Source organism: Bacillus sp. 3103sda1 (assembly GCF_024159135.1).
GTDB classification, from domain to species: Bacteria; Bacillota; Bacilli; order Bacillales; family Bacillaceae_G; genus Bacillus_A; species Bacillus_A rhizoplanae.
In genome coordinates this window covers 4,639,670-4,661,600 of the sequence record NZ_JAMYWS010000001.1, presented here as the reverse complement: position 1 = coordinate 4,661,600, position 21,931 = coordinate 4,639,670, and the positions used below count along the sequence as shown (strand labels likewise).

The window sequence follows — 21,931 nt, the reverse complement described above, 5'->3', positions numbered from 1 at the left end:
TTGTGGCAAAGATTGAACATAGAGAAAAGAGATGAAAGAATATCATGAGTGCACGTAAACAATTGATTATTGCAATTATATGTATGTGTTTCATTGTAATTGTTGGAACAATCGGGTTTATGATAATAGAAGAGATTAGTATGTTTCAAGCATTTTGGATGACAATGATTACTGTATTAACAGTTGGATATGGAGATGCCGTCCCATTAACGAAAGCAGGAAAGATTTTTGCCCTTTTAATTATTCCACTTGGTGTCGGTATTGTGACGTATGCAATTGGGGTAGTAGCAGCTATGATTGTCGAGGGAAATTTATTTCAAGCGATGCGGAGGAAGAAGATGGAGAAACAAATTGCAGAAATAAAAGATCATATTATTGTGTGCGGGTGCGGCAGGGTTGGTTTGCAAGTTGTGCAAGAATTACGAGAAAAAAACATTCCGTTTATTGTTGTTGATAGAGAAGAGTCTGTATTAGTAGAGCAAAAGCTTTTATATGTACACGGCGATGCAACAGAAGATGGGGTGTTACATAAAGCTGGTATTACGAGGGCAATTGGTTTAGTGGCAATCGTTGCCAGTGATGCAGAAAATGTGTTTATTACATTAACTGCAAGGGGCCTAAATGCGAATATTAAAATCATAGCTCGGGCAGAAAAACAAGAATCGGAAGAGAAGCTAAGACGCGCTGGCGCGAATAAAGTTATTAATCCATCCAGTATGGCGGGAATTCATATTGCAAAAGGCATTACAAATCCTTTAACGGTTAATTATATAGATACAGTGTTATATGGAACAGAACAGAATTTTGCTATTGAAGAAATTGAAATGGCTGCAGGGTCATCCTTAATTGGGAAAACATTAATAGAAGGAAATGTAAGAAATCGTTTTGATGTTACGATTTTAGCGATTTTGCGAGATGGGCATATTATTCATAACCCAACAGGGGCGGAAAAGTTGGCAGAACGTGATATGATAATAGTATTTGGTCCAGTAGAGAAATTGGAGCAATTTGAGAAAGAATTACAATACATGAGGTGATAAAGAATGCAAATATCTAGCGATAAGATTTTGAATAAAATGGCAAGCGAAATTGCAAAAGCGAAAGGAAGCGAATCACATAAAACGAAAGAACATCTTCTAGTTGTTCGTGCATTATGCGATTTATTGCTTGAAGAACAGACGGAAGTTCCTGCGTATGTTGAGCCGAAAATACAAACACATGTTATAGCGCCGCAAATGCCGGTTCAGCCAATTGCTTCGTTTTCAGGAGAGCCTGTATATATAAAAGAAGACGATGCAAATGGAAACTCTCTTTTTGATTTTTAAGAGTTAAATAGTTGGATTATGTGTAAAAAATTTTTTATTATAAAAATAAAAAGGGGAATTCCAATGAAAATTTTCTTCTTATTAGGTTGTATTGCAGCTGCACTAGCTGTTGCACTCGGTGCATTTGGAGCGCATGGACTTGAAGGGAAAATCTCTGCGAAAATGTTAGATGTGTGGAAAACAGGTGTTACGTATCAAATGTTTCATGCAGGTGGATTATTTGTTGTAGCTTTGTTAATGGACAAGATTCAATCTTCTCTTGTAAGCGCAGCAGGCTGGTGTATGGTGGCAGGTATTATTATGTTTTCCGGAAGCTTATACGCATTAAGTACAACTGGTATGAAATTTTTTGGTCCAATCACTCCGCTTGGCGGCGTAGCATTTATTGTAGGCTGGGTTTTATTAGGAACTGCGGTCGTAAAAGGATTATAAAGTGAAACTTCTTCTTGGGAAACGTTTTTCTTCCCAAGAGGTTAGTTGAACCAATCGGGCCCTTACAGATGGTTTGTACTTACTTCCTTATCTAACCTCTTACCAGCTGTTTGGGCGGGATAAAAATAAAACAAAAGCTGGCATTTGCCAGCTTTTTCTTATCATCTTGGAGGGTAAGTTGCTGGTTGTTGTCCTGGGAAGTAGGTGATTTCTCCAGGAAATTCTACATAGTCAAGATAGATCATAAGTAGTAAATAACGTTTTCCGGACTTAGGTTCACTTACAATGATATGATCGCGTCCTGCAGCCTCGATGATGCCTGTATAGGATTGTGTACCAAGTGTGCTGCCGCGCTCATATGTCATGAAAAAAGTCGCTGGTTTTCCTTTGTTTAAACGAAGGATATTTTCAATATACGATTGCTCAAGTGGAAGCATGCCTTGAGAAGCGGCAATTTGCGCTTGAGTAGGTTGCGGCGTTTGTGGCATTTGCATTTGTTGTCCTGGTTGTCCTGGTTGCCCTGGTTGCGGCTGCATATATCCACCAGATGGTTGATAAAATCCTCCCCCATAGTATGGGTTTTGTTGCTGTGCCATACAAAATCCCTCCTCTTTTCAATTCACTAATATACACCTGGACAGGCTTCACCGGTTGGTTGGAAAAAGCAATGGTTTTTAAAACGACCAGAATTTTCTTGATTAAACCAAGTTGGCGGACAATCACCTGGTGGTCGGAAAAACCATAAAGAAAAATTAGCAGGCCAAAAGCGTTCACCTTGAACTGTGCGTCTTGCCAAAGCGACATCACTTTCACGAGCACGCTGATAAAAGTAACCTTTTTGCGTCGCCTCAAACCCACCAGGACTTTGAAATACCATTTGACGAAGGTTTCGAATCTTTTTAAAGTCTAAGCAATTCCCTCTTACGCGATTGACGCCGACATTTCCAACCAAAAGCATTCCTTTAGGCCCTTCTCCTTCTGCTTCTGCCCGCATTAACCTTGCGAGTAGTCTTAATTCTTCATCTGTATAGGCAATAACACCCATCTCTTTCACCTCTCTTATTACTCTGCTAGAGAAAAGAAAGTGTAGAACAATCACTAATTCATAGGTATGAAAAAAAAGGAGCAGATATGACAACTAAGCCATGTTTTGTGATGAGGGATAATCTTTAGTTTGATTGAGGGTTGATTCAACTGAGAGTGTTAGCAGGGTATAAAAAAAGGAACGAAAAATCGTTCCTTTTTAGCTTATACATGTAAAAATTTTGCGACCTTCTCGCTTGGTAAAATGTTTCCAATGAAAAATGTTCCAAACTCACCGTAACGTGCACTTACTTCATCAAAGCGCATTTCGTATACAAGTTTCTTAAATTGAAGAACATCATCAGCGAATAATGTTACGCCCCATTCATAATCATCAAAACCTACAGAGCCGGTAATGATTTGACGTACTTTTCCTGCATATTGACGACCGATTTTGCCGTGGCTATACATTAATTTTTTACGCTCTTCCATCGGTAACATGTACCAGTTATCATCACCTTGGCGGCGCTTGTCCATTGGATAGAAGCAAACGTGATTTGCTTTTGGTAATGTTGGGTATAGACGCGCAAGAATTTGTGGATTTTGGTACGGATCTTCTTCAGCAGGAAGATAGTTACTTAACTCCACAACAGATACGTAAGAGTATGTAGGAAGCATATACTCTGCTAATGTTGTTTTATTGAAGTCTGCTTCAATTTCATTTAATTCTTCCATTGTTGGACGTAAAATCATGAACATGATATCAGCCTTTTGTCCAACGATTGTATACATTGCATGGCTACCTTGTTTTGCAGTTTCTGTTTTGTTCCATTTTTCAACGATGTTTAAAAATTCGAACATTGCTTGCTGACGTTCGTCACTAGATAATGTTTTCCATGCCGCCCAGTCCATAGAACGGAAATCGTGTAAACAATACCAACCATCTAACGTTTTTGCTGCTTCACTCATTAGATTCACCTCGAATAGTCAAGTTTTACACGTTAACTATATCATATATAGATGAAAAAGCATGTATCGGAATCTTGGAAGCACAAAATTGTCACATTTCATGGCGGAATTTTAAGAAAATATAATCATTTTTATTTTGCCTATTTTTTAGAAGCAATAAGTTTAAAATATAGATAAAAAGCGGTATTCTTAAATATGGATTTGAATTTGTAGGAGGGTTATTCGTGAGCGATTTATTTACAACAGTAAAAGAAAAAGTTCAAGGGAAAGGCGTTTCTATCGTACTTCCTGAAGGAACTGATGAAAGAATTTTAGGCGCTGCAGAGCGTTTAGCAAAAGAAGAGTTAGTAAAACCAATCTTAGTTGGTAATAAAGAAGAAATTAGCGCGAAAGCTGCTAGCATGAACTTAACATTAGCAGGCGTTGATATTTATGACCCAGCTACATACGAAGAAATGGATGCAATGGTAGCATCTTTCGTTGAACGCCGTAAAGGTAAAGCAACAGAAGAAGCTGCTCGTGAAATCTTAAAAGACGAAAACTATTTCGGTACTATGCTTGTATACATGGGAAAAGCACAAGGCTTAGTAAGCGGTGCAGCTCATTCTACAGCTGATACAGTTCGTCCAGCACTTCAAATCATTAAAACGAAACCAGGCGTTACAAAAACTTCTGGCGTATTTATCATGGTACGTGAAGAAGAGAAATATGTATTCGCTGACTGTGCAATCAACATTGCTCCAAACAGCCAAGATTTAGCTGAAATTGGGATTGAAAGTGCAAAAACAGCTGAATTATTCGGCATCGATCCACGCGTTGCAATGTTAAGCTTCTCTACAAAGGGTTCTGCGAAATCTCCAGAAACAGAGAAAGTTGTAGAAGCAACTCGCATCGCAAAAGAAATGGCTCCTGAGTTAACATTAGACGGTGAGTTCCAATTTGACGCTGCATTCGTACCATCTGTAGCAGAAAAGAAAGCGCCAGGCTCTGTTATTAAAGGTGATGCTAACGTATTCGTATTCCCAAGCTTAGAAGCTGGTAATATCGGCTACAAAATTGCACAACGCTTAGGTAACTTCGAAGCAGTGGGACCAATCTTACAAGGCTTAAACATGCCAGTAAATGATTTATCTCGTGGTTGTAACGAAGAAGAAGTGTACAAGTTAGCTCTAATTACAGCAGCTCAAGCACTATAATTATGAAAAAAGCCCCGCATCTGCGGGGCTTTTTAGTTTTCTAATCCAAGTGATTTATTGTTTCGATCAATAATGCGCTGTAAGTGATGTTCGTATAATGGTACTTCGTCTATTGTAAGCTGTGACGGTGTTAACTGCGGTGTGAAGTGCTGTAACGTTTGTAAAAGTCGCATCATTAAATTTTGTACGGTAATGTCTTCACCAAGTAGTTCTGATAAGGAAGCCATCGTACTTGGAACGATTTCGGGATAGGTAAACTTTGTTTCTTCTCCTTGAATAGCTAAGTTATAAAAATCACGAACAAGTGCAGCGCGTTCTGAACCGCTATTTGTGGCACATAAATAAATTTGTACAGCAACGCCTCCACGAATGCGGCGCTGTGAAATACCAGCAAACTTTTTATCGTCAATGCTTAAATCATAGCTGCCAGGACAGTAAGAGCCGACGATTTCTTTTGCTTCAATATTGACATCATAATCTTTTAGCATTTCTTTAATTAAATGCCACATTGTATCATAGCCAAGATCGATATCAATGCCTTTTTCTGTTTCTTGGAATAGAAGAGAGACGTTCAGAACACCCTCATCTAACACAACAGCGAGCCCGCCTGAATTGCGGACAATGGCATTGAAACCTTTACTTTTTAAAAATTCAATTCCCTGTTTTAAATAAGGTAATCGTGTATCTTGAATGCCAAGAACAATTGTATTGTGATGAACCCAAGAGCGCATTGTTGCAGCAGATGTACCGTTTCCGACTGTTGTACATAACGTATCATCCATTGCGAAAGACTGCAGCGCATGGAATTGCGGACCTAAGCTCGATTGGTCAACAATGCGCCACTCTGGTTGAGATAGAATCGAACGAGAATCGCTCATGTAAATAACCCCTTATCTATAAAATGACAATATTTATCAGTAAGACCCCCCACCTCAAGATTCAGAGAAAAGCGAAGAAGATAGGTGGGGGATAACTGCCCGTAAAGGCCCGATTGGGCGGGCTTCCCATCAGTGGGGGGAAAAAACACCACTGATGGAAGTTTCACTTTATTATAGCAAAAAAGAGAGAGTAGAGAGGAAGGTTGTGAAGAAGAACCTGAAAGGATTGAAAAAGCTAGAAAAAACTAGAGTTAAAAGAAAATCCGAAAAAAGAGAGTTATCCCGATGTACGTAGAGAATCTAAGATGGAAGAATTTCAAACGGTGAATGAAACCATAATAAAAAGGATGCTATCATAGCATCCTTCTCATTCCGCAATCTTTTCTAAATTTCCGTTTCGATCCATGCGAAACGAGGTTTGTGTACGCTCTTCGTCGTCCATTAATGCAAGTTTACGCGCGCGGTTCATAATTTTCATCAGCGTCTCGTAATCTTCTTGAACTGTAGTTGATTGCTGTTCTAGTTTTTCCACTTTCGTTTCTAATTCAGCATTTCTTCGCATATACTCGGCAATTTCTTGTTTCAATCTCTCATTCTCTCTTTCAAGCGCGGATACTTTTACATTAGAAGTTCCGAGTGACTGTAGAAAATGGATAACGTCGTGCATAGCAATGGAAGAAGTTGTTGGCGTTACTTGGGCAGTTTGAACAGTTTGAACGTTTTGAACGGTTTGAACGGTTTGAATAGGTTGCTCAATTTCGATAGCTATATTTTCATCGGTTGTTACAGTAGATGAAATCGGCGGTGTATATAGAAGGCGTTTTTTCGCCTGTTCGCCGCCATTTGCACGCATTTTATCTTTACGATGCTTTTTCGCAAGTTGTAATGCTTGATCGTAACTATAGCGCACCACAGCATTCCAACGAAATCCACAAGCTGCTGAGGTACGATTTAATTTATCACCAACTTCTTCAAAGGCATTTAATTGTGTACTTCCTTCGCGAACGTGGCGCAAAACGGTTTCAGCAAGAAGTAAATCATCTTCTTCAGTCCAAGCATCTTGTCTTACTTTCATAGATTCATCTCCCTTTCTTTTTATCAATATCTTATTTTTAGAATGGACAAAATAAACCCCTTTTATACAAAGCTTTTAAAATTATGGTAGATTTTGAGCGGAAGTGTGTTTGCAGGTTATATTTGCTGTGCGAAAAAGCGAGAGTATGTGATTGGTTTGACATGAAACCTGGCAGGAAGAAAACTTGCATCACATCAAAAAGAAAGGTAAAATACCATTTAGTGTTTATTGTTATATGTACTTGAGAAAAGTTTCAAATAGAGGAAGTGTTATATAAAATGGGAAACGAATTTCGTGTGTGTGATGATTGTCAGGCAACGAATATTAAGACGTTAGTACCGCGTTTAAAAAAAATAGATGAATGTGCAGATATTCAAATTGGATGCCAATCGTATTGCGGTCCTGGTCGTAAGAAATCATTTGCATTTGTAAATAACCGTCCAGTTGCAGCACCAAATGAAGATGAGTTAATTAAAAAAATTGAAGCAAAGTTACACAAGTAAAAAGATACGATATCGTATCTTTTTTTTGTACACTAAAGTTTTTCAGGGCGTAAAAAAGTTTTGTATAACAAAATTAGTGGTTGACAAATTTTAGTGTAAATTTGTAGAATGATATTGAGAATCATTATCGGAATCAAGAATCGCTCTTGGTTTTCTTTTTTGCCCTATAATGAGAATGAATTTCATTACTATTTATGTATATTAAGAGTTAGGATGTTGTAGATGGAAGTGAGTACGAGAAGGTTTTACGAAGAAGAATCGGTAGACGTAAAAGAGATAAAAAGCCGGCCTCTTATTGCCTTAATGATTTTAATTGTTGGGACTGCTTTATTAGCTTTAAGTATGGCGACTTCTATATCGTTTGGTGCTGCCGATATTAGTTTGAAAACAGTATGGCAAGCTGTGTTTCAGTTTGATGAATCGATTACATACCATAATGTTATTCAAGAATTGCGGCTTCCAAGAGCGATTGGAGGAGCAGTTGTTGGAGCATTTTTAGCAGTATCTGGTGCAATTATGCAGGGGATGACGCGAAACCCACTTGCGTCTCCGTCACTTATGGGGATTACAGACGGATCAGTATTTGGAATTGCGATTATGTTTGCGTTCTTTCCAAACTCGCCATACTTCATGTTCGTAATTGCTTCCTTTATTGGTGCAGCATTTGGTGCGAGCATTGTGTATGGGATTGGTGCAGCATCTCCGGGTGGATTAACGCCAATTAAGTTAGCGTTATCAGGAGCGGCGATTAGTGCGTTATTAGGCGCAATTTCCTCTGGGATTACACTATATTTTAACTTAGCGCAAGAAGTTAGTATGTGGCATGCAGGCGGTGTTGCTGGTGTAAAATGGGAAAGTTTACGTATGTTACTTCCAGTTGGTCTCGTTTGTCTTATTGTTGCTATTATGCTAGCGAGATATATTACGATTTTAAGTTTTGGTGAAGAAATTGCTATTGGACTTGGACAAAATACGAAGCTCATTAAGTTGATTGGAACTATCCTTGTCCTTATTTTAACAGGTTCTGCGGTTTCAATGGCTGGATCTGTTGGGTTTGTTGGCCTTGTTATTCCACACTTAACGCGCTTTCTTGTTGGGTCAGATTATCGCTGGGTGATTCCGTGTGCTGCCGTTTTAGGCGGCTTGCTTGTTGAATGTGCCGACATAATCTCCCGTATTATAAATCCGCCATTTGAAACACCAATTGGTGCTGTAACAGCGATGGTCGGAGTACCATTCTTCCTCTACTTAGCACGTAAAGAAGGGAGAGGGAAAATGTGAATCAAGGAATTTTAACGAAAAAAAATATTTCAATTTTATCTAGTATTAGTATTTTAATTTGTGCAGTATTTTTCATTAGCTTATATACAGGTACATTCAAAATGTCACCAGTTGAAGTATTAAAAACACTCGTTGGACTTGGAGCCGAAGATCAAGCAACAATTTTATTTGATTTTCGTATGCCACGAATAATTATTTCAATTTTCGTTGGATCAGCTTTGGCTGTTTCAGGTGCAATTATGCAAGGACTATCTCGAAACCCACTTGCTGATCCAGGGATTATGGGTATTAATGCCGGGGCTGGATTATCGGTTGTTGTCTTTGTTTATTTCTTCTTTGGAAAAGTAACGATGTCTTCGTTTTTATCTGTATTTATTTTGCCGTTTTTTGCTTTAGTTGGTGCAATACTGGCGGCAGTTATTATTTATGCGCTTGCTTGGAAGGACGGAGTTTCTCCGGTTCGTTTAATTCTTGTCGGGATTGCCGTAGCAGCCGGGTTTGGAGCTGTAAGTCTAGTATTCTCGATGAAAATGACATCAAATGATTTCCGCTTTGCTACGATTTGGTTATCAGGAAGTTTATGGGGAACAGATTGGAAATTCGTATTAAGTGTTCTGCCGTGGATGCTTATTTTCTTACCGATTGCTTTTATGAAGGCACACGTCTTAAATGTAATGAATTTAGGAGATGCAGCGGCAACGGGTCTCGGTTTGGATGTTGAGAAAGAACGCCGCAAGTTACTATTTATCGCTGTTTGTTTAGCTGGTGCCTCCGTTGCAGTAGCAGGGGGAATTAGTTTTATTGGATTAATGGCTCCTCATCTTGCGCGCCGCTTAGTAGGTGGAAAGCATCAAATAATGTTACCAACTGCTGCGTTAATTGGAACATTATTGCTATTGTTTTCTGATCTTCTTTCACGCAGTTTACTTACAACATCAGAAATACCAGTCGGTCTTGTCATTTCAGTGATAGGCGCGCCGTATTTCATTTATTTACTTGTAAAAACAAGATAGGGGAGACGATCTATATGCCATCTTTATCAGTTGATTCGATATCTGTTGGATATAATGAAAATTTCATTATTGATGGGTTATCTGTTGAAATACCTGAAGGAAAAATTACGACAATTATTGGTCCAAATGGGTGCGGGAAATCCACGCTTCTTAAAACAGCTTCACGTGTTTTAAAAGCAAAACGAGGTACTGTTTATTTGGACGGGAAAGCAATTGAGAAACAGCCGACGAAAGAAATTGCGAAAAAAATGGCAATCTTGCCGCAGACGGCAGAAGTGCCAACAGGTCTTACTGTATTTGAACTTGTTTCATATGGACGTTTCCCGCATCAAAAAGGGTTCGGTACGCTATCAGAAGAAGATTATCGCTACATTCGCTGGGCGCTTGATGTGACTGGCATGAGGGAATTTGCAAATCGACCAGCCGAGGCACTCTCAGGCGGGCAACGTCAACGTGTTTGGATTGCGATGGCACTCGCACAAGGAACAAACTTGCTTGTGTTAGATGAGCCAACAACGTATCTTGATATGGCGCATCAACTTGAAGTATTGAATTTGTTAAGAAAGTTAAATGAAGAAGAAGGCCGGACGATTGTGATGGTTATTCATGATTTAAATCATGCTTCTCGTTTTTCTAATCATATGATTGCGTTAAAAGATGGAAAATTAATGAAACAAGGAACGCCTGATGAAGTCATGACATCTGAAACGCTTCGCGAAGTGTTTGAAATTGAAGCACAAATTGTTTCGTGTCCTGTCAATGGCAAACCAATTTGTCTTACTTACGATTTAACAAGTGCGTAAGCGGGCTTAAGTTGGTTCTAGCAGGCAATAAATGGCTGACGATAGAGTCGGAGATTTACTGCCCGTTAGAACGGGAGAAAGTTGAATTTCCATAATTTTATAAAAATGGTTGATTTTATAAATATACTCTTGTAGATAGTCATTTTGTAAGGAAGAGTTTCGTAGCACTGTCTATTTAGAGTGGGAATTACAATAAGGTAAGGAGAGGAAATCATGAAGAAAATCAAAGTTACTTTACTAGTTTTCTTGTTAGCTGTTACTTCTGTATTATTTGCTGCATGTTCTTCTGATAAGAAAGAAGAAAAGAAAGCAGATGCAAAAAGTGAAGAGCGCGTTGTCAAACATGCTAAAGGGGAAATTAAAATTCCTGCAAATCCAAAGAGAATTGCTGATTTAAGCGGATCAACAGAAGAATTATTAATCTTTGGTATGAAGCCTGTTATTACGGCAAATACGACCGAAGAGAAAATTGATGCTCATATTGCAGATCAATTAAAGGGTGTAAAACCAGTTGGTTCTGCTTGGGGCGATCAAGTTAACATTGAAGCCGTAGCTGCTGCAAAACCAGATGTAATTTTGGTGAACAATCGTCAAGAAAAAATCTATGATCAATTATCTAAAATTGCACCAACAGTTATGTTAAGTACCCCATTAGATCAGTGGCGTCCAAAGTTTGAAGAAGTAGGTGAAATCTTCGGTAAAGAAAAAGAAGCAGCTGCATGGCTGAAGAAATATGATGAAAAAGCAAGCCAATTACATGATGAAATCGTTGCAAAAACTGGCGATGGGAAATTCATGGTAATGGCTGCATACCCAAATGCATTCCGTGTGTACGGTGATTACGGTTACGGCAGTGTTCTATTTAAAGATTTAAAATTGCCAGCAGTTAATGGTACACCAACAGATAAGCCGTTAGTACAATTGCAAAAAGAAGCATTAATTGATTATAATCCAGACTATTTATTTGTATTTACAACAGGTGACGGCACGCAGCGTCTAAAAGAATTCCAAGAAGAAACAATTTGGAAAAACATGAACGCCGTGAAAAACAATCATGTGTATATGATTAAAAACGAAGATCTCAATAAAGGATACTTCCCACTTGGTAAAGAGACGTTATTAGATGAGCTATCTAATTTTATTTTAGAAAAATAATGATGATAGAGAAAATCACCTTCGTTTTTTGAAGGTGATTTGCTTTTTATCAGGAGATGGGCAAGAAAACCCCACCTTCAAAATGTGCAGGGCTGAAGTGACCTCATAAAGTTAGCCAAGTTTAAGGTGAGGATGAATTGTCGTAGTATTCGTAAAAATGTTTTCATATTGATGCGAATGTATGTTCTTTTTGGTGTTTTGTAGTATTATAAAAGAAAGAAGGAGGTGAAAGTAATGACGAAAGAAAAAGAATATGTAACCTATCAAATTTGGATTAAAAAAGGTCATAAATTATACCCTTACTTCCTGGAAATGTGTCAAGGCGCAAAAAAACTCTATAACACAACAAACTTCTACATTCGCCAAGTATATACGGCCTTACGCGCTGAGAAACCATTACAGCCACTTCAACAAGAAGTTCTCCATACATTACAAGCGTATATTAAAATCATGAATGAAAACCAACTTCGTGCGTACCAAAAAAACTTGCAAAAGCAGAAAGAAAAGCCGACAGAAGAGCGGAAAGAAATCAAGTGTAATTTGTTTACATTACCGACAAAAGAGAAATCATTCCTATCCTATAACTTCCTAGATTGTTTGTTTAAAACAATGAAGCAACAAAATTATATAAACCTGCCATCACAAGTGAATCAAGCAGTTATAAGAAAGCTTTTCAAAGACTGGGATTCATTTTTTGATTCCATAAAAAAATACAAAACACATCCTTCCACTTTTACTGGTAAACCTCATATTCCAGGCTATATCAAATCATTTATGAGAGAAGTTGTATTCACGAATCAAGTATGTAAACTCCAAGGTAAGTATATTCGTTTTCCAAAAACAAGTATCAAACTAAATATCGGTAAATTGTTCGGACAAATCGAAAATCTAAAAGAAGTACGTGTTTCTCCTGCTTACGGGAAATTTAAGGTGGAAATTGTGACAGAACAATCTGAGTCGCCACCTAAGCATGTTGACAACAACCGTTATATGAGTATTGATTTAGGAATCAATAACATTGCAACCATCGTAACGAATACGGGAGCTACTCCTGTACTAGTAAAGGGCAATGTGATTAAAAGTGTCAATCAATACTACAACAAACAAAAGGCGCATTTACTGGGCATTCTTCGTCAGGGAAAAGAACCAAAAGAGGGACCACATACATCAACACGTATAGAGAGGCTTCATGAAAAACGGTTTCTAAAAATAAAGGACCTCTTTCACAAAATGAGTTACCACATTGTTCAGTTTGCGATTCAACACGAGATTTCAACGATTATGATTGGGAAAAATACATCGTGGAAACAAAACAGTGATATGGGGAAACAACAGAATCAATCTTTTTGCCATATCCCACATAATCTACTCATTGAAATGATCAACTACAAGGCGAAGAGGCAAGGCATAATGGTACAAGTTGTGGAAGAATCGTATACAAGCAAAGCGTCCTTTCTAGACAATGATGCGATTCCCACTTACGGTGAGGAAGATATTCCTGTATTCAGTGGAAAACGTATCAAACGTGGCTTGTATCGTACGAAAGAGAACAAACTACTGAACGCAGATGTGAATGGTGCTTATAATATCTTAAAAAAAGTAGTTCCAAAGGCATTTGCCGATGGAATAGAGGGGTTGTGCCATCAGGCAGCCGTGTCAACTCCACTTGTGTTAAGCATCTCTTGAAGATGATACACAAGAAACCCCCACTTCAAGATCCAAAGGAGATAAGTGGCGGGAGTTTTCATACAGTAATATACAGTCTTTCATTTCTTTCTGTTTCGCCTTTCGTTTATAATAGAGATAAGAATGTATAATGGAGGGCGGTGAATTTTAATGGCATATGTAAGTGACAAATTAGATGAAACGAAAGTGTTTAAAGACCCAGTGCATAAGTATGTGCATGTGCGCGATCGCGTGATTTGGGATTTAATCGGGACGAAAGAGTTTCAACGTCTGCGCCGCATTAAGCAGCTAGGGACGACATTTTTTACATTTCACGGTGCGGAGCATAGTCGCTTTACTCATTCATTAGGTGTCTATGAAATTATCCGCCGTATGATTGACGATGTGTTTGATGGAAGACCAAATTGGAATGCTGAAGATCGTTTGTTGTGCTTATGTGCAGCACTCCTGCATGATGTAGGACATGGTCCTTTTTCGCATTCATTTGAAAAAGTATTTGAACTAAACCATGAAAAGTTTACACAAAAAATTATTGTAGGTGATACAGAAATTCATGATGTATTAAGCCGTGTTGATCATGAGTTTCCGCAAAAGGTAGCGGATGTCATTGCGAAAACTTCTACTAATAAATTAGCGATCAGTATGATTTCCAGCCAAATTGACGCAGATCGTATGGACTATTTATTACGAGATGCATACTTTACAGGTGTGAAATATGGGAACTTTGATATGGAGCGGATTTTACGGGTAATGCGTCCATTTAATAATCAAGTTGTGATTAAATATAGCGGAATGCATGCTGTAGAGCACTATATTATGAGTCGCTATCAAATGTACTGGCAAGTGTATTTTCATCCGGTAACGCGCAGTGCTGAAGTAATCTTAACAAAAATTTTGCACAGGGCGAAAGCATTGCATGAACAGTACTATACATTTAAATATCATCCGGTTCATTTCTACTCTTTATTCGAAGGAGAAGTAACGATAGAGGATTATTTAAAGTTAGACGAGAATGTGATGTATTATTACTTCCAAGTATGGCAGGAAGAAGAGGATGCCATTTTAAGTGATTTATGTCGCCGTTTTATGAACCGTAACTTGTTCAAATGTGTAGATTTCACAGAAAAGCATGGGTTAAACAATTGGGTAGAATTAAATAGTTTATTTAAGAAAATTGGGCTTGATCCAGAATATTATTTAGTAGTAGATTCCACATCAGATCTGCCGTATGACTTTTACCGTGCAGGTGAAGAGGAAGAACGTCTGCCAATTTTACTCCTTATGCCGAATGGAGAGCTCCGTGAATTATCTCGTGAGTCGGATATTGTTGAGGCAATTACAGGTAAAAAGAGAACTGATCAAAAATTGTTCTATCCGCATGATTTACTGTATGAAGACGGGCGAAAAGGAAAAGTAAAAGAAAAGATTATTCGTCTATTAGAAGGAAAAGAGTAGGAGAAGCAGCAGGGCTGCTTCTCCTGTATAAAATATTATTCTTGGTCGCTTAAGCGTTTGCCGCCAACTGCGTAATGATTTTTAGACATTTCTTCGATGAAAACAACGATGTTTTCTTCAGGAGCACCAGTTGTTTCGCTTACTGCTGCAGTTACTTTCTCAGCAAGAGCTTTCTTTTGTTCTTCTGTGCGTCCTTCTAGCATTTTTACTGTTACGTATGGCATATGTATCGCTCCTTTTATGTATATTACAGTACTATTATAACGGATTCTTGAAGAGAACAATCAGAAAAAGAAATTTTTTTCTTTTTTAACATAATGAAGAGGGAGAGGAAGTATGGAACACTTTTTTGCATATCCGCTGTACCAATTACCGTTATTGGCAATGGCTGTTGTAATAGCTTTGTCAGTACATGAATTTGCACATGCTTATGTTGCGTATAAATTTGGAGATGATACAGCAAAAAGACAAGGCCGTTTAACATTATCTCCACTGGCACACTTAGATATAATCGGGCTTATTGCTGTATTATTAATCGGATTTGGTTGGGCACGTCCAGTACCAGTCAATCCTTATAATTTTAAAAGACCACGTCTTGCTGGTATTCTTGTTTCAATTGCTGGACCACTTAGTAACTTATTATTAGGAGCCCTTGGGCTTATTGCTTGGTATAGCTTGTTGAAATTTGGAATTATTGATGCAGTCCCAATAGCAGTAGGAGAAACACTATTTCAGTTCTTTCAAATTTTTATCGGGATTAATATAGTTTTATTTATTTTTAATTTGTTACCAATCCCGCCATTAGATGGTTACCGTGTTGTGGAAGATTTAGCACCGACAAATGTACGTGCGAAAATGACGCAATATGAAAAATACGGTTCAATCTTTTTATTAATTCTTGTGATTACACCGTTAGATCGATATACGATTCAGCCAATTTTCCAAGTTGTCATTCCGCACGTTTTAGGTATGCTGCATAGTATAATTGGACCACTATTTGGATTGTATTAGAAGAGAAGGGGAGGTTTTCTTATGGCAGAGAAAAAGAAACAAATCGGCTTTAATATTATTAAAAATGACTCCACAGATGGACATGGCGGTTTTGGAGTTGGCGCATTAAGTCTAGAAAATATTTCTCCTGTTATTATTGATGTAACAGAAGGAACAGCAGTTGTTGATATTGGTGCGATGCATGCACGCAGTGCTGCTGAAAAAGGAATTAAATTTTTAACTAATAAAGAAGAAGTACCAAATGCAAAACCATATTGGCTTGTTTGGGTAACAATTGAGCGCACTGCAAACGGCGCATATTATGCTGGTGTAACTGCATGCGAAATGACAATAGACCGTGAAATTCGCCGCGGCTATAAATCATTACCTGAGCATGTAAATAAAATGGACAAATCATTAAAGCGTTACATCATGGTTGATCATATGGATGAACCTTCTAAAAAAGTACTTGGTACGTTCTTAAAAGAACATAATGAGGAGCTATGGAATCTTTCTAGTGAGAAATTACGTAGCGAATTGTTAGGAGAGTAATAGGAAATCCCTTTCTTGTTGAAAGGGGTTTTTTTATTTGCTCTGAAATAGGTTTGTGGTGAAATATCAGTAACTGTATTTTATATGCAGGAAATAAAGAATCTTGTCAGAAAACATATTTCATAAAGAGTATGAGAGGGAGGATACATTTTGAAATTGAAGGGAAGTCGTATTTTAGTAAAGATTCTTGAAGATAGTGATGCAGAAAAATTGCTAGATTTGGAATTGAAAAACCGAGATTTTTTTCAAACGTATACACCGTTACGAGAAGATGATTTTTATACGTTGAAAAGTCAACTGAATCGAATTAGGGAGAACAAGGAAAAGAAAGATCTTGATCAACTATACTCATTTGGTATTTACGTAATCGAAACAGAAGAACTAATTGGGAATATTACACTGACAGAGGTACTGCGTGGCCCTTTACAAAGTTGCTATATTGGATATTCTCTAGATAAAAATCATAATGGGAAAGGATATATGACAGAGGCTGTTAAGCTAGTAGTATCTTACGCATTCGATGAGTTAAAGCTTCACCGAATTGAAGCAGGAGTTATGCCACATAATATCGGATCGATAAAAGTTTTAGAGAAATCAGGGTTTCATAAAGAGGGCATTGCAAAGAAAAATGTAAAGATAAATGGAAGATGGGAAGACCATCAAGTGTTAGCTATCGTAAATGATACTGATGAATAGGAGCACTTTTTAAGAAAGAAAAGGGAGCAGAAGAATGACTGCGCCCTTTTTGTAATGTAATCTTTGAGTGATTTCATTGCATAAAAGTAACTAATCAAAGTCTCATTTCATAAGTTTTCGTTACCAAGGAAAATACTTTTTCCACCAGCTTTCTTTACCTTTTGTTTTCTCTTTTAGCACCGCCTCAAATTCATCCTTTTCATCGATATGATCCATACAATATTCTGTTGGCTCAGTACCTTTTACAAAATACATTTTTACAGAAGTAGGACAACCTTTCGTTGCGATTTTCCCATTTTCAGGGTTAATGTTTAATGCGACAACATTGGCCGGCTTTTTAAAATCTTTTTTCGGGCTTTCCTCTAAACCTTGCTCCATAATGGTTGCCCACATATTTTTCGCATAAGATTGCTCAGCTGGGTTAGAGATTGTTTTTTGTTTATCGTAGCCGACCCAAATACCTGTCACGAGCTGTGGTGTAAAGCCAATCATCCAGCTATCTGTCTCGGTTGAACCTGATTTTCCAGCGTATGTGCGGGATAACTTTGGAATAAGGTTTTGTCCAGTGACAGAGGCGTAGCTGCTTAATTTTTTATTAAACATGCCCGTCATCATTTCTTCCATCACAAAGGCATTATTCTCATCAAGAATTTGTTTGTTTTCTAAATGAGCATCATACAAGATGTTTCCATCATGATCGACAACGCGCCGAATAAATGTCGGTTTCACTTGCTTGCCGCCGTTAGCAAGCATACTGTAAGCATTCACCATTTCAAGCGGTTTTACAGGAGATGTTCCAAGCGCAAGTGATGGAACATCTTTTAATGCGCTTGTAATCCCAAATTGCTTCGCCGTTTTTACAAGTGACTCTTCACCTAAGAAAAGATGTGTTTTCACAGCGTACACATTATCAGAAACAGCAAGTGCTTGCATCATCGTTATAAAGTCATCTGCATAATAGCCTTTATAATTCGCTGGGTTATATTTGGAAACACCATCGCCTAATGTGAATACAGTATGTTCACTTTTTAAGCGAGTTACTGGTGTAAAGCCTTGCTCAAGAGCGGCGTAATATAAAAAGGGTTTAAATGTTGAACCTGGCTGCCGGTACGCTTGCGTTGCTCGGTTGAATTGACTCTTCTTATAATCGCGTCCGCCAACAAGTGACATTACTTCGCCTGTTTTTGGATTCATGGATACAATAGCCGTTTCTATTTCTGTTGTGCTTGGGATGGTTTCTTTTACTGTACTTTCCGCAATTGTTTGTAGCTTTGGATCTAGCGTTGTATATACACGCAGGCCACCGCGTCCTACTGTTTGTTCATCGAGACCAGCATCATTGATGAGGGAAGTTCGTACAACATCCTGAAAATAAGGTGCCATTTCTGCTACTTCTTCTTTTTCAAGAGGAGCCAAGGTGAGTTGTTCTTTTTTGGCCGCTGCTGCTTCTTTCTTCGTGATATACCTCTGTTCTACCATTTCATCTAAAATGAGAGCTTGTCTTTCTTTGGCCCGGCTTTCATGTAAGTAGGGAGAATATAAACTTGGTCCTTTTGGAATACCTGCAAGCATACTTGCTTCTGCTAAATTTAAATCTTTCGCATTTTTATTAAAGTAGAGCCGTGCTGCTGCCTCAACTCCATAGGCACCGTGCCCGTAGTAAATTGTGTTTAAATATCCTTGTAAAATATCATTTTTATTATAATTAACTTCTAGGCGAACGGTATACATTGCTTCTAACATCTTTCGTTTCCATGTTTTATCGTGGTCCAAATATAAATTTCGGGCGTATTGCTGCGTAATTGTACTTGCGCCTTGTACCTTTGCCCTCGCTTTAATGTCAGCAATTACTGCCCCGCCGATGCGTTTTACATCAAAACCATGATGTTTATAAAAGCGCTGATCTTCAATAGAAAGCGTTGCTTCTCTCACGTAAGGTGAAATATGGTCGAGTGACACATTATAGCGTTCCTGCGCTCCGTGACTTTGCCCCATAACAGAGTCATCATTTGCATAAAAGATAGTTGTTTGCGGAACTGCAACAGGTGGTGGTCCGGCAATTTTTGCAACAAGTAAGACAATGAAAATAGTAGAAACAAAGAAAATAACACATGATAACAGTGCAGTGAGGAAAAAGCGTATATATTTTGCTTGTTTTTCATTTGTTGTAAGTTCCATTTTTGTCACCCCTCATAGCATACTTTTACTAGTATTGAGGATTTTGGCTGTTTTTAAACTAAAAAAGAGCTTCTTATTAAGAAAGAAGCTCAAAAGCACGTGTTGGCCAGTCGGTAATGATTACATCGACGCCGTAATCTATCATCTTTTGTAAGTCTTTGTATTCATTGATTGTATAAGGGCGGAATATGTATCCTTGCTGCTGAGCCATTTGTACAAACTCTTTTGTGAGTAATTCAAAATTTGGATGAAGACCATTTGCCTGTCTTTTCTTTGCTTCAGCAATTGGATCCGCGAGTGGTTCATCGTATAAAATCGCGCGGGGGATCTCTGGCGCTAAAGCTGCAAGCAGGGAAACGGATTCATGATTAAACGAAGAAAATACAATTTGATTAGATAGATGAAATTCGCGAACAAGGTCGACGACTTTTTCTTCTATACGGGGATAACGAATAACATCCGTTTTTAATTCAATATTTAATTGCATTGTTGTTGTAGAAAGCCAAATAAGTACTTCGCGCAGCGTTGGGATTTTTGCTTCATGGAAAGAAGGATCCTTGTAACTGCCAGCATCGAGTGCTTGCAATTGCTGGACAGTTTGTTCATATACAAGTCCTGCTCCATTTGTAGTTCGGTCCACAGTTTCATCGTGAATGACAACAACTTCCCCATCTTTTGATATATGTACGTCAAGCTCAATGCCATGTGCACCAACACGCTCTGCCTTTTGAAAAGCAATCATTGTATTTTCTGGGTGCGTACTTCTCACACCGCGATGCGCAAAAATAAGTGGTTGTTTCATAGCAAATTCTCCTTATGGTTCATTTTATCCCGCTATTAACGGACAGTAAGCTCCCTACCTCACGATTTTGAGGATAGATGGGAGGTGATCCGACTGATGAAAGTTTCACTTTGCTTCAATTATGAAACTGAGCAATCAAAAATACAATGCCGGTAGAAAAAATTTACAAAAGCGTAATGGTTGCATAAAAGTTAACGTTAACGTAAAATGTAATATTGTTAGGAAGGAGGAATAGAATTGTATAAAATCGATGAAGTTACAAAACAAACAGGTTTAACAAAGCGGACTCTTCGTTATTATGAGGAAATTGGCTTAATTCATCCGCCAGAGCGCAGTGAAGGGAATATTCGCCTATATACAGATGAAGATGTAGAGAGAATCAAAAAAATTGTAGAAGCGAAAGAAGTATTAGGTATTACACTTCAAGAAATGCAGTATTTCTTATCACTTAAAGAACGTATGGAGCAAAGAAGAAATAGTGATAACCCGCGCGACCGAGAAGTAATTCAAGAAATAGCGCGTATGCTGACAAATCAAGTCGAGACGTTAGATAAGAAAATGCTACAAATGAAGCGCGTGAAGGAAGAATTAGAACATAGCTTGGAAAGAGCAACGAAGTTCTTAGAAGAAACAAAAGGAGAGTGATTTATATGGAGAGTAAACAACGACTTGGAAGACTTATTACAGTAGTCGCTACTTTTCTTGCCTTTTCTGGCATTGGAGTAGTCGATCCAATTTTGCCAAGCATTGCAGAGCAAATCGGTGCAACACATTGGCAAGTAGAAATGTTATTTACAGCCTATATTTTAACGATGGCAATTATGATGCTGCCAGCTGGTCTTTTTGCGGCAAGATTTGGCGATAAGCGTATGATGACAATTGGTCTTGCAACTGTAACGGTATTTGCGTGTATTTGCGGATTCTCACAAACAATTACGCAGTTATCTATTTTTCGTGCCGGCTGGGGTTTAGGGAATGCGATGTTTTTTGCAACGGCAATGACGTTATTAATTGCGCTGAGCAAAGAGGTGCATGAAGCTGTTGGATTGTATGAGGCAGCAATTGGTTTAGGTATGGCGGGAGGTCCGCTGTTAGGTGGTTTATTAGGTGGATATTCTTGGCGTTATCCGTTTTTTGCGACAAGTGTTTTAATTGCTTTAGCATTTATTCTTGTTTTCTTTTTTGTGAAAGAACCAGAGCGCAAAGTGAAACGTCAGTCAGCTGGATTAAAGGAATTAATTAATCTGGTGAAATATAAACCTTTCATACAAGGTGCTATTTCCGGGATGTTATATTACTATGCTTTCTTTGTTGTCTTAGCATATTCACCGCTTGTTTTACATTTATCTGCCATTCAGCTTGGCTTTGTCTTTTGTGGCTGGGGTCTTGCATTAGCGTATGGTTCTGCTGTGCTTGCACACCAATTAGAAGGAAAATACGAACCGAAAATGTTACTACGCTATAGCTTGCTTGTATTTGCAATCTTTTTAATGCTATTGTTCTTCGTACAAGTCATGTGGTTACAAATTGTACTAATCATTTTATCAGGATTAGCGTCTGGTCTTAATAATGCATTATTTACAAGTTACGTAATGGATATCTCACCTTATGAAAGATCTATTACATCTGGTGTATATAATTTTGTTCGTTGGCTGGGCGGGGCAATTGCACCAATTTTATCTGGAATTATTGGTCACGTAGTTTCACCGCAAAGTCCGTTTTTAGTAGGAGGAATTGTTGCGCTAGTTGGATGTGTGATGATTTGTCTACCAGTTCGAGTAAATGAAAAAATTGAGAGCAAAACCCTTTCCTAGGAAAGGGTTTTCTTACCGTTTTATACATAATTGACTAAATATACGAACGAAAACGACTCGTTTACAATATATTTACGTTCTTTTTTATATTTTTAACTATACATT

General features: G+C 38.1%; 24 protein-coding genes. 16 read left to right on the top strand and 8 right to left on the bottom strand.

The window, feature by feature from the left end:
* Positions 1–44: 44 nt before the first annotated feature.
* From NKR74_RS23385 to NKR74_RS23375, 3 genes are all read left to right on the top strand, one after another.
* On the top strand, positions 45–1,037 hold the full coding sequence (locus NKR74_RS23385; protein WP_253631003.1) for a potassium channel family protein: 993 nt from the start codon (positions 45–47) through the stop codon (positions 1,035–1,037).
* Between the two features lie 6 nt (positions 1,038–1,043).
* Entirely contained in the window at positions 1,044–1,325 is a 282-nt protein-coding gene (locus tag NKR74_RS23380; RefSeq protein WP_098310085.1) for a YwdI family protein, read from the top strand.
* A 63-nt stretch (positions 1,326–1,388) separates the two neighbouring features.
* Complete coding sequence (locus NKR74_RS23375; RefSeq protein ID WP_098310084.1) at positions 1,389–1,757, top strand: DUF423 domain-containing protein; 369 nt, start codon at positions 1,389–1,391, stop codon at positions 1,755–1,757.
* A gap of 161 nt (positions 1,758–1,918) precedes the next feature.
* Here NKR74_RS23375 and gerQ read toward each other — a convergent pair whose 3' ends face one another.
* From gerQ to hemQ, 3 genes are all read right to left on the bottom strand, one after another.
* Positions 1,919–2,353, bottom strand: coding sequence for a spore coat protein GerQ (gene gerQ / locus NKR74_RS23370; protein WP_098310083.1), 435 nt, complete (start codon positions 2,351–2,353; stop codon positions 1,919–1,921).
* Between the two features lie 26 nt (positions 2,354–2,379).
* A complete protein-coding gene (locus NKR74_RS23365; RefSeq protein ID WP_253631002.1) occupies positions 2,380–2,802 on the bottom strand; it encodes a cell wall hydrolase in 423 nt (140 codons plus the stop codon).
* 203 nt (positions 2,803–3,005) lie between these two features.
* Complete coding sequence (gene hemQ, locus NKR74_RS23360) at positions 3,006–3,749, bottom strand: hydrogen peroxide-dependent heme synthase (RefSeq protein WP_253631001.1); 744 nt, start codon at positions 3,747–3,749, stop codon at positions 3,006–3,008.
* Between the two features lie 224 nt (positions 3,750–3,973).
* Here hemQ and pta point away from each other — a divergent pair, with 224 nt between their 5' ends.
* Positions 3,974–4,945: a phosphate acetyltransferase gene (gene pta / locus NKR74_RS23355; RefSeq protein ID WP_098310080.1), complete on the top strand. Its 972-nt coding sequence runs from the start codon at positions 3,974–3,976 to the stop codon at positions 4,943–4,945.
* 32 nt (positions 4,946–4,977) lie between these two features.
* Here pta and lipL read toward each other — a convergent pair whose 3' ends face one another.
* Together lipL and NKR74_RS23345 are read right to left on the bottom strand one after the other, a co-directional pair.
* Positions 4,978–5,823 carry an octanoyl-[GcvH]:protein N-octanoyltransferase gene (gene lipL, locus NKR74_RS23350; protein WP_253631000.1) on the bottom strand — a complete coding sequence of 282 codons (846 nt, stop codon included), beginning with the start codon at positions 5,821–5,823 and terminating at the stop codon, positions 4,978–4,980.
* Positions 5,824–6,190: 367 nt separating this feature from the next.
* Positions 6,191–6,898 carry an RsfA family transcriptional regulator gene (locus NKR74_RS23345; RefSeq protein ID WP_253630999.1) on the bottom strand — a complete coding sequence of 236 codons (708 nt, stop codon included), beginning with the start codon at positions 6,896–6,898 and terminating at the stop codon, positions 6,191–6,193.
* A 278-nt stretch (positions 6,899–7,176) separates the two neighbouring features.
* Between NKR74_RS23345 and NKR74_RS23340 the strand changes: the two genes are divergently transcribed.
* The 7 genes from NKR74_RS23340 to NKR74_RS23310 all read left to right on the top strand — a co-directional run bounded on the left by NKR74_RS23340 (position 7,177) and on the right by NKR74_RS23310 (position 14,794).
* Positions 7,177–7,401, top strand: coding sequence for a YuzB family protein (locus NKR74_RS23340; RefSeq protein ID WP_253630998.1), 225 nt, complete (start codon positions 7,177–7,179; stop codon positions 7,399–7,401).
* A 222-nt stretch (positions 7,402–7,623) separates the two neighbouring features.
* On the top strand, positions 7,624–8,682 hold the full coding sequence (locus tag NKR74_RS23335; RefSeq protein WP_253630997.1) for a FecCD family ABC transporter permease: 1,059 nt from the start codon (positions 7,624–7,626) through the stop codon (positions 8,680–8,682).
* Complete coding sequence (locus tag NKR74_RS23330) at positions 8,679–9,695, top strand: FecCD family ABC transporter permease (protein WP_253630996.1); 1,017 nt, start codon at positions 8,679–8,681, stop codon at positions 9,693–9,695. The genes NKR74_RS23335 and NKR74_RS23330 overlap by 4 nt, the downstream gene beginning before the upstream one ends.
* A 14-nt stretch (positions 9,696–9,709) precedes the next feature.
* Positions 9,710–10,498 (top strand): ABC transporter ATP-binding protein, encoded by a 789-nt coding sequence (locus tag NKR74_RS23325; RefSeq protein ID WP_375337683.1) that lies wholly within the window; start codon positions 9,710–9,712, stop codon positions 10,496–10,498.
* Positions 10,499–10,711: 213 nt separating this feature from the next.
* A complete protein-coding gene (locus NKR74_RS23320; protein WP_253630995.1) occupies positions 10,712–11,653 on the top strand; it encodes an ABC transporter substrate-binding protein in 942 nt (313 codons plus the stop codon).
* A gap of 234 nt (positions 11,654–11,887) precedes the next feature.
* Complete coding sequence (locus NKR74_RS23315) at positions 11,888–13,339, top strand: RNA-guided endonuclease InsQ/TnpB family protein (RefSeq protein WP_253630994.1); 1,452 nt, start codon at positions 11,888–11,890, stop codon at positions 13,337–13,339.
* Between the two features lie 150 nt (positions 13,340–13,489).
* Positions 13,490–14,794, top strand: coding sequence for an HD domain-containing protein (locus NKR74_RS23310; protein WP_253630993.1), 1,305 nt, complete (start codon positions 13,490–13,492; stop codon positions 14,792–14,794).
* Positions 14,795–14,829: 35 nt separating this feature from the next.
* Here the strand turns inward: NKR74_RS23310 and NKR74_RS23305 are convergent, their stop codons facing one another.
* Positions 14,830–15,018, bottom strand: a complete 189-nt coding sequence (locus NKR74_RS23305; protein WP_253630992.1) for a 2-hydroxymuconate tautomerase — start codon at positions 15,016–15,018, stop codon at positions 14,830–14,832.
* 112 nt (positions 15,019–15,130) lie between these two features.
* Between NKR74_RS23305 and NKR74_RS23300 the strand changes: the two genes are divergently transcribed.
* The 3 genes from NKR74_RS23300 to NKR74_RS23290 all read left to right on the top strand — a co-directional run bounded on the left by NKR74_RS23300 (position 15,131) and on the right by NKR74_RS23290 (position 17,032).
* A complete protein-coding gene (locus tag NKR74_RS23300) occupies positions 15,131–15,805 on the top strand; it encodes a site-2 protease family protein (protein ID WP_253630991.1) in 675 nt (224 codons plus the stop codon).
* A gap of 21 nt (positions 15,806–15,826) precedes the next feature.
* Positions 15,827–16,336, top strand: coding sequence for a YwhD family protein (locus tag NKR74_RS23295; RefSeq protein WP_253630990.1), 510 nt, complete (start codon positions 15,827–15,829; stop codon positions 16,334–16,336).
* Between the two features lie 150 nt (positions 16,337–16,486).
* Positions 16,487–17,032, top strand: a complete 546-nt coding sequence (locus tag NKR74_RS23290) for a GNAT family N-acetyltransferase (RefSeq protein ID WP_253630989.1) — start codon at positions 16,487–16,489, stop codon at positions 17,030–17,032.
* A 120-nt stretch (positions 17,033–17,152) separates the two neighbouring features.
* Here the strand turns inward: NKR74_RS23290 and NKR74_RS23285 are convergent, their stop codons facing one another.
* Together NKR74_RS23285 and NKR74_RS23280 are read right to left on the bottom strand one after the other, a co-directional pair.
* Entirely contained in the window at positions 17,153–19,210 is a 2,058-nt protein-coding gene (locus NKR74_RS23285) for a transglycosylase domain-containing protein (RefSeq protein ID WP_253630988.1), read from the bottom strand.
* Positions 19,211–19,286: 76 nt separating this feature from the next.
* Positions 19,287–20,012: a glycerophosphodiester phosphodiesterase gene (locus NKR74_RS23280; protein ID WP_253630987.1), complete on the bottom strand. Its 726-nt coding sequence runs from the start codon at positions 20,010–20,012 to the stop codon at positions 19,287–19,289.
* A 237-nt stretch (positions 20,013–20,249) separates the two neighbouring features.
* On the opposite strand from NKR74_RS23280, the gene NKR74_RS23275 reads away from it, so the two are divergent.
* Positions 20,250–20,657, top strand: coding sequence for a MerR family transcriptional regulator (locus NKR74_RS23275; RefSeq protein ID WP_253630986.1), 408 nt, complete (start codon positions 20,250–20,252; stop codon positions 20,655–20,657).
* A gap of 5 nt (positions 20,658–20,662) precedes the next feature.
* Positions 20,663–21,826 carry an MFS transporter gene (locus tag NKR74_RS23270; protein WP_253630985.1) on the top strand — a complete coding sequence of 388 codons (1,164 nt, stop codon included), beginning with the start codon at positions 20,663–20,665 and terminating at the stop codon, positions 21,824–21,826.
* Positions 21,827–21,931 lie beyond the last annotated feature (105 nt).

Coding starts and splice junctions, on each gene's coding strand:
- hemQ (WP_253631001.1), bottom strand. CDS start 3,749: ATGAGTGAAGCAGCAAAAACGTTAGATGGTTGGTATTGTTTACACGAT.
- NKR74_RS23325 (WP_375337683.1), top strand. CDS start 9,710: ATGCCATCTTTATCAGTTGATTCGATATCTGTTGGATATAATGAAAAT.
- NKR74_RS23340 (WP_253630998.1), top strand. CDS start 7,177: ATGGGAAACGAATTTCGTGTGTGTGATGATTGTCAGGCAACGAATATT.
- NKR74_RS23385 (WP_253631003.1), top strand. CDS start 45: ATGAGTGCACGTAAACAATTGATTATTGCAATTATATGTATGTGTTTC.
- NKR74_RS23310 (WP_253630993.1), top strand. CDS start 13,490: ATGGCATATGTAAGTGACAAATTAGATGAAACGAAAGTGTTTAAAGAC.
- NKR74_RS23345 (WP_253630999.1), bottom strand. CDS start 6,898: ATGAAAGTAAGACAAGATGCTTGGACTGAAGAAGATGATTTACTTCTT.
- NKR74_RS23375 (WP_098310084.1), top strand. CDS start 1,389: ATGAAAATTTTCTTCTTATTAGGTTGTATTGCAGCTGCACTAGCTGTT.
- NKR74_RS23365 (WP_253631002.1), bottom strand. CDS start 2,802: ATGGGTGTTATTGCCTATACAGATGAAGAATTAAGACTACTCGCAAGG.
- lipL (WP_253631000.1), bottom strand. CDS start 5,823: ATGAGCGATTCTCGTTCGATTCTATCTCAACCAGAGTGGCGCATTGTT.
- NKR74_RS23285 (WP_253630988.1), bottom strand. CDS start 19,210: ATGGAACTTACAACAAATGAAAAACAAGCAAAATATATACGCTTTTTC.
- NKR74_RS23380 (WP_098310085.1), top strand. CDS start 1,044: ATGCAAATATCTAGCGATAAGATTTTGAATAAAATGGCAAGCGAAATT.
- NKR74_RS23295 (WP_253630990.1), top strand. CDS start 15,827: ATGGCAGAGAAAAAGAAACAAATCGGCTTTAATATTATTAAAAATGAC.
- NKR74_RS23335 (WP_253630997.1), top strand. CDS start 7,624: ATGGAAGTGAGTACGAGAAGGTTTTACGAAGAAGAATCGGTAGACGTA.
- gerQ (WP_098310083.1), bottom strand. CDS start 2,353: ATGGCACAGCAACAAAACCCATACTATGGGGGAGGATTTTATCAACCA.
- NKR74_RS23320 (WP_253630995.1), top strand. CDS start 10,712: ATGAAGAAAATCAAAGTTACTTTACTAGTTTTCTTGTTAGCTGTTACT.
- NKR74_RS23300 (WP_253630991.1), top strand. CDS start 15,131: ATGGAACACTTTTTTGCATATCCGCTGTACCAATTACCGTTATTGGCA.
- NKR74_RS23270 (WP_253630985.1), top strand. CDS start 20,663: ATGGAGAGTAAACAACGACTTGGAAGACTTATTACAGTAGTCGCTACT.
- NKR74_RS23315 (WP_253630994.1), top strand. CDS start 11,888: ATGACGAAAGAAAAAGAATATGTAACCTATCAAATTTGGATTAAAAAA.
- NKR74_RS23305 (WP_253630992.1), bottom strand. CDS start 15,018: ATGCCATACGTAACAGTAAAAATGCTAGAAGGACGCACAGAAGAACAA.
- NKR74_RS23280 (WP_253630987.1), bottom strand. CDS start 20,012: ATGAAACAACCACTTATTTTTGCGCATCGCGGTGTGAGAAGTACGCAC.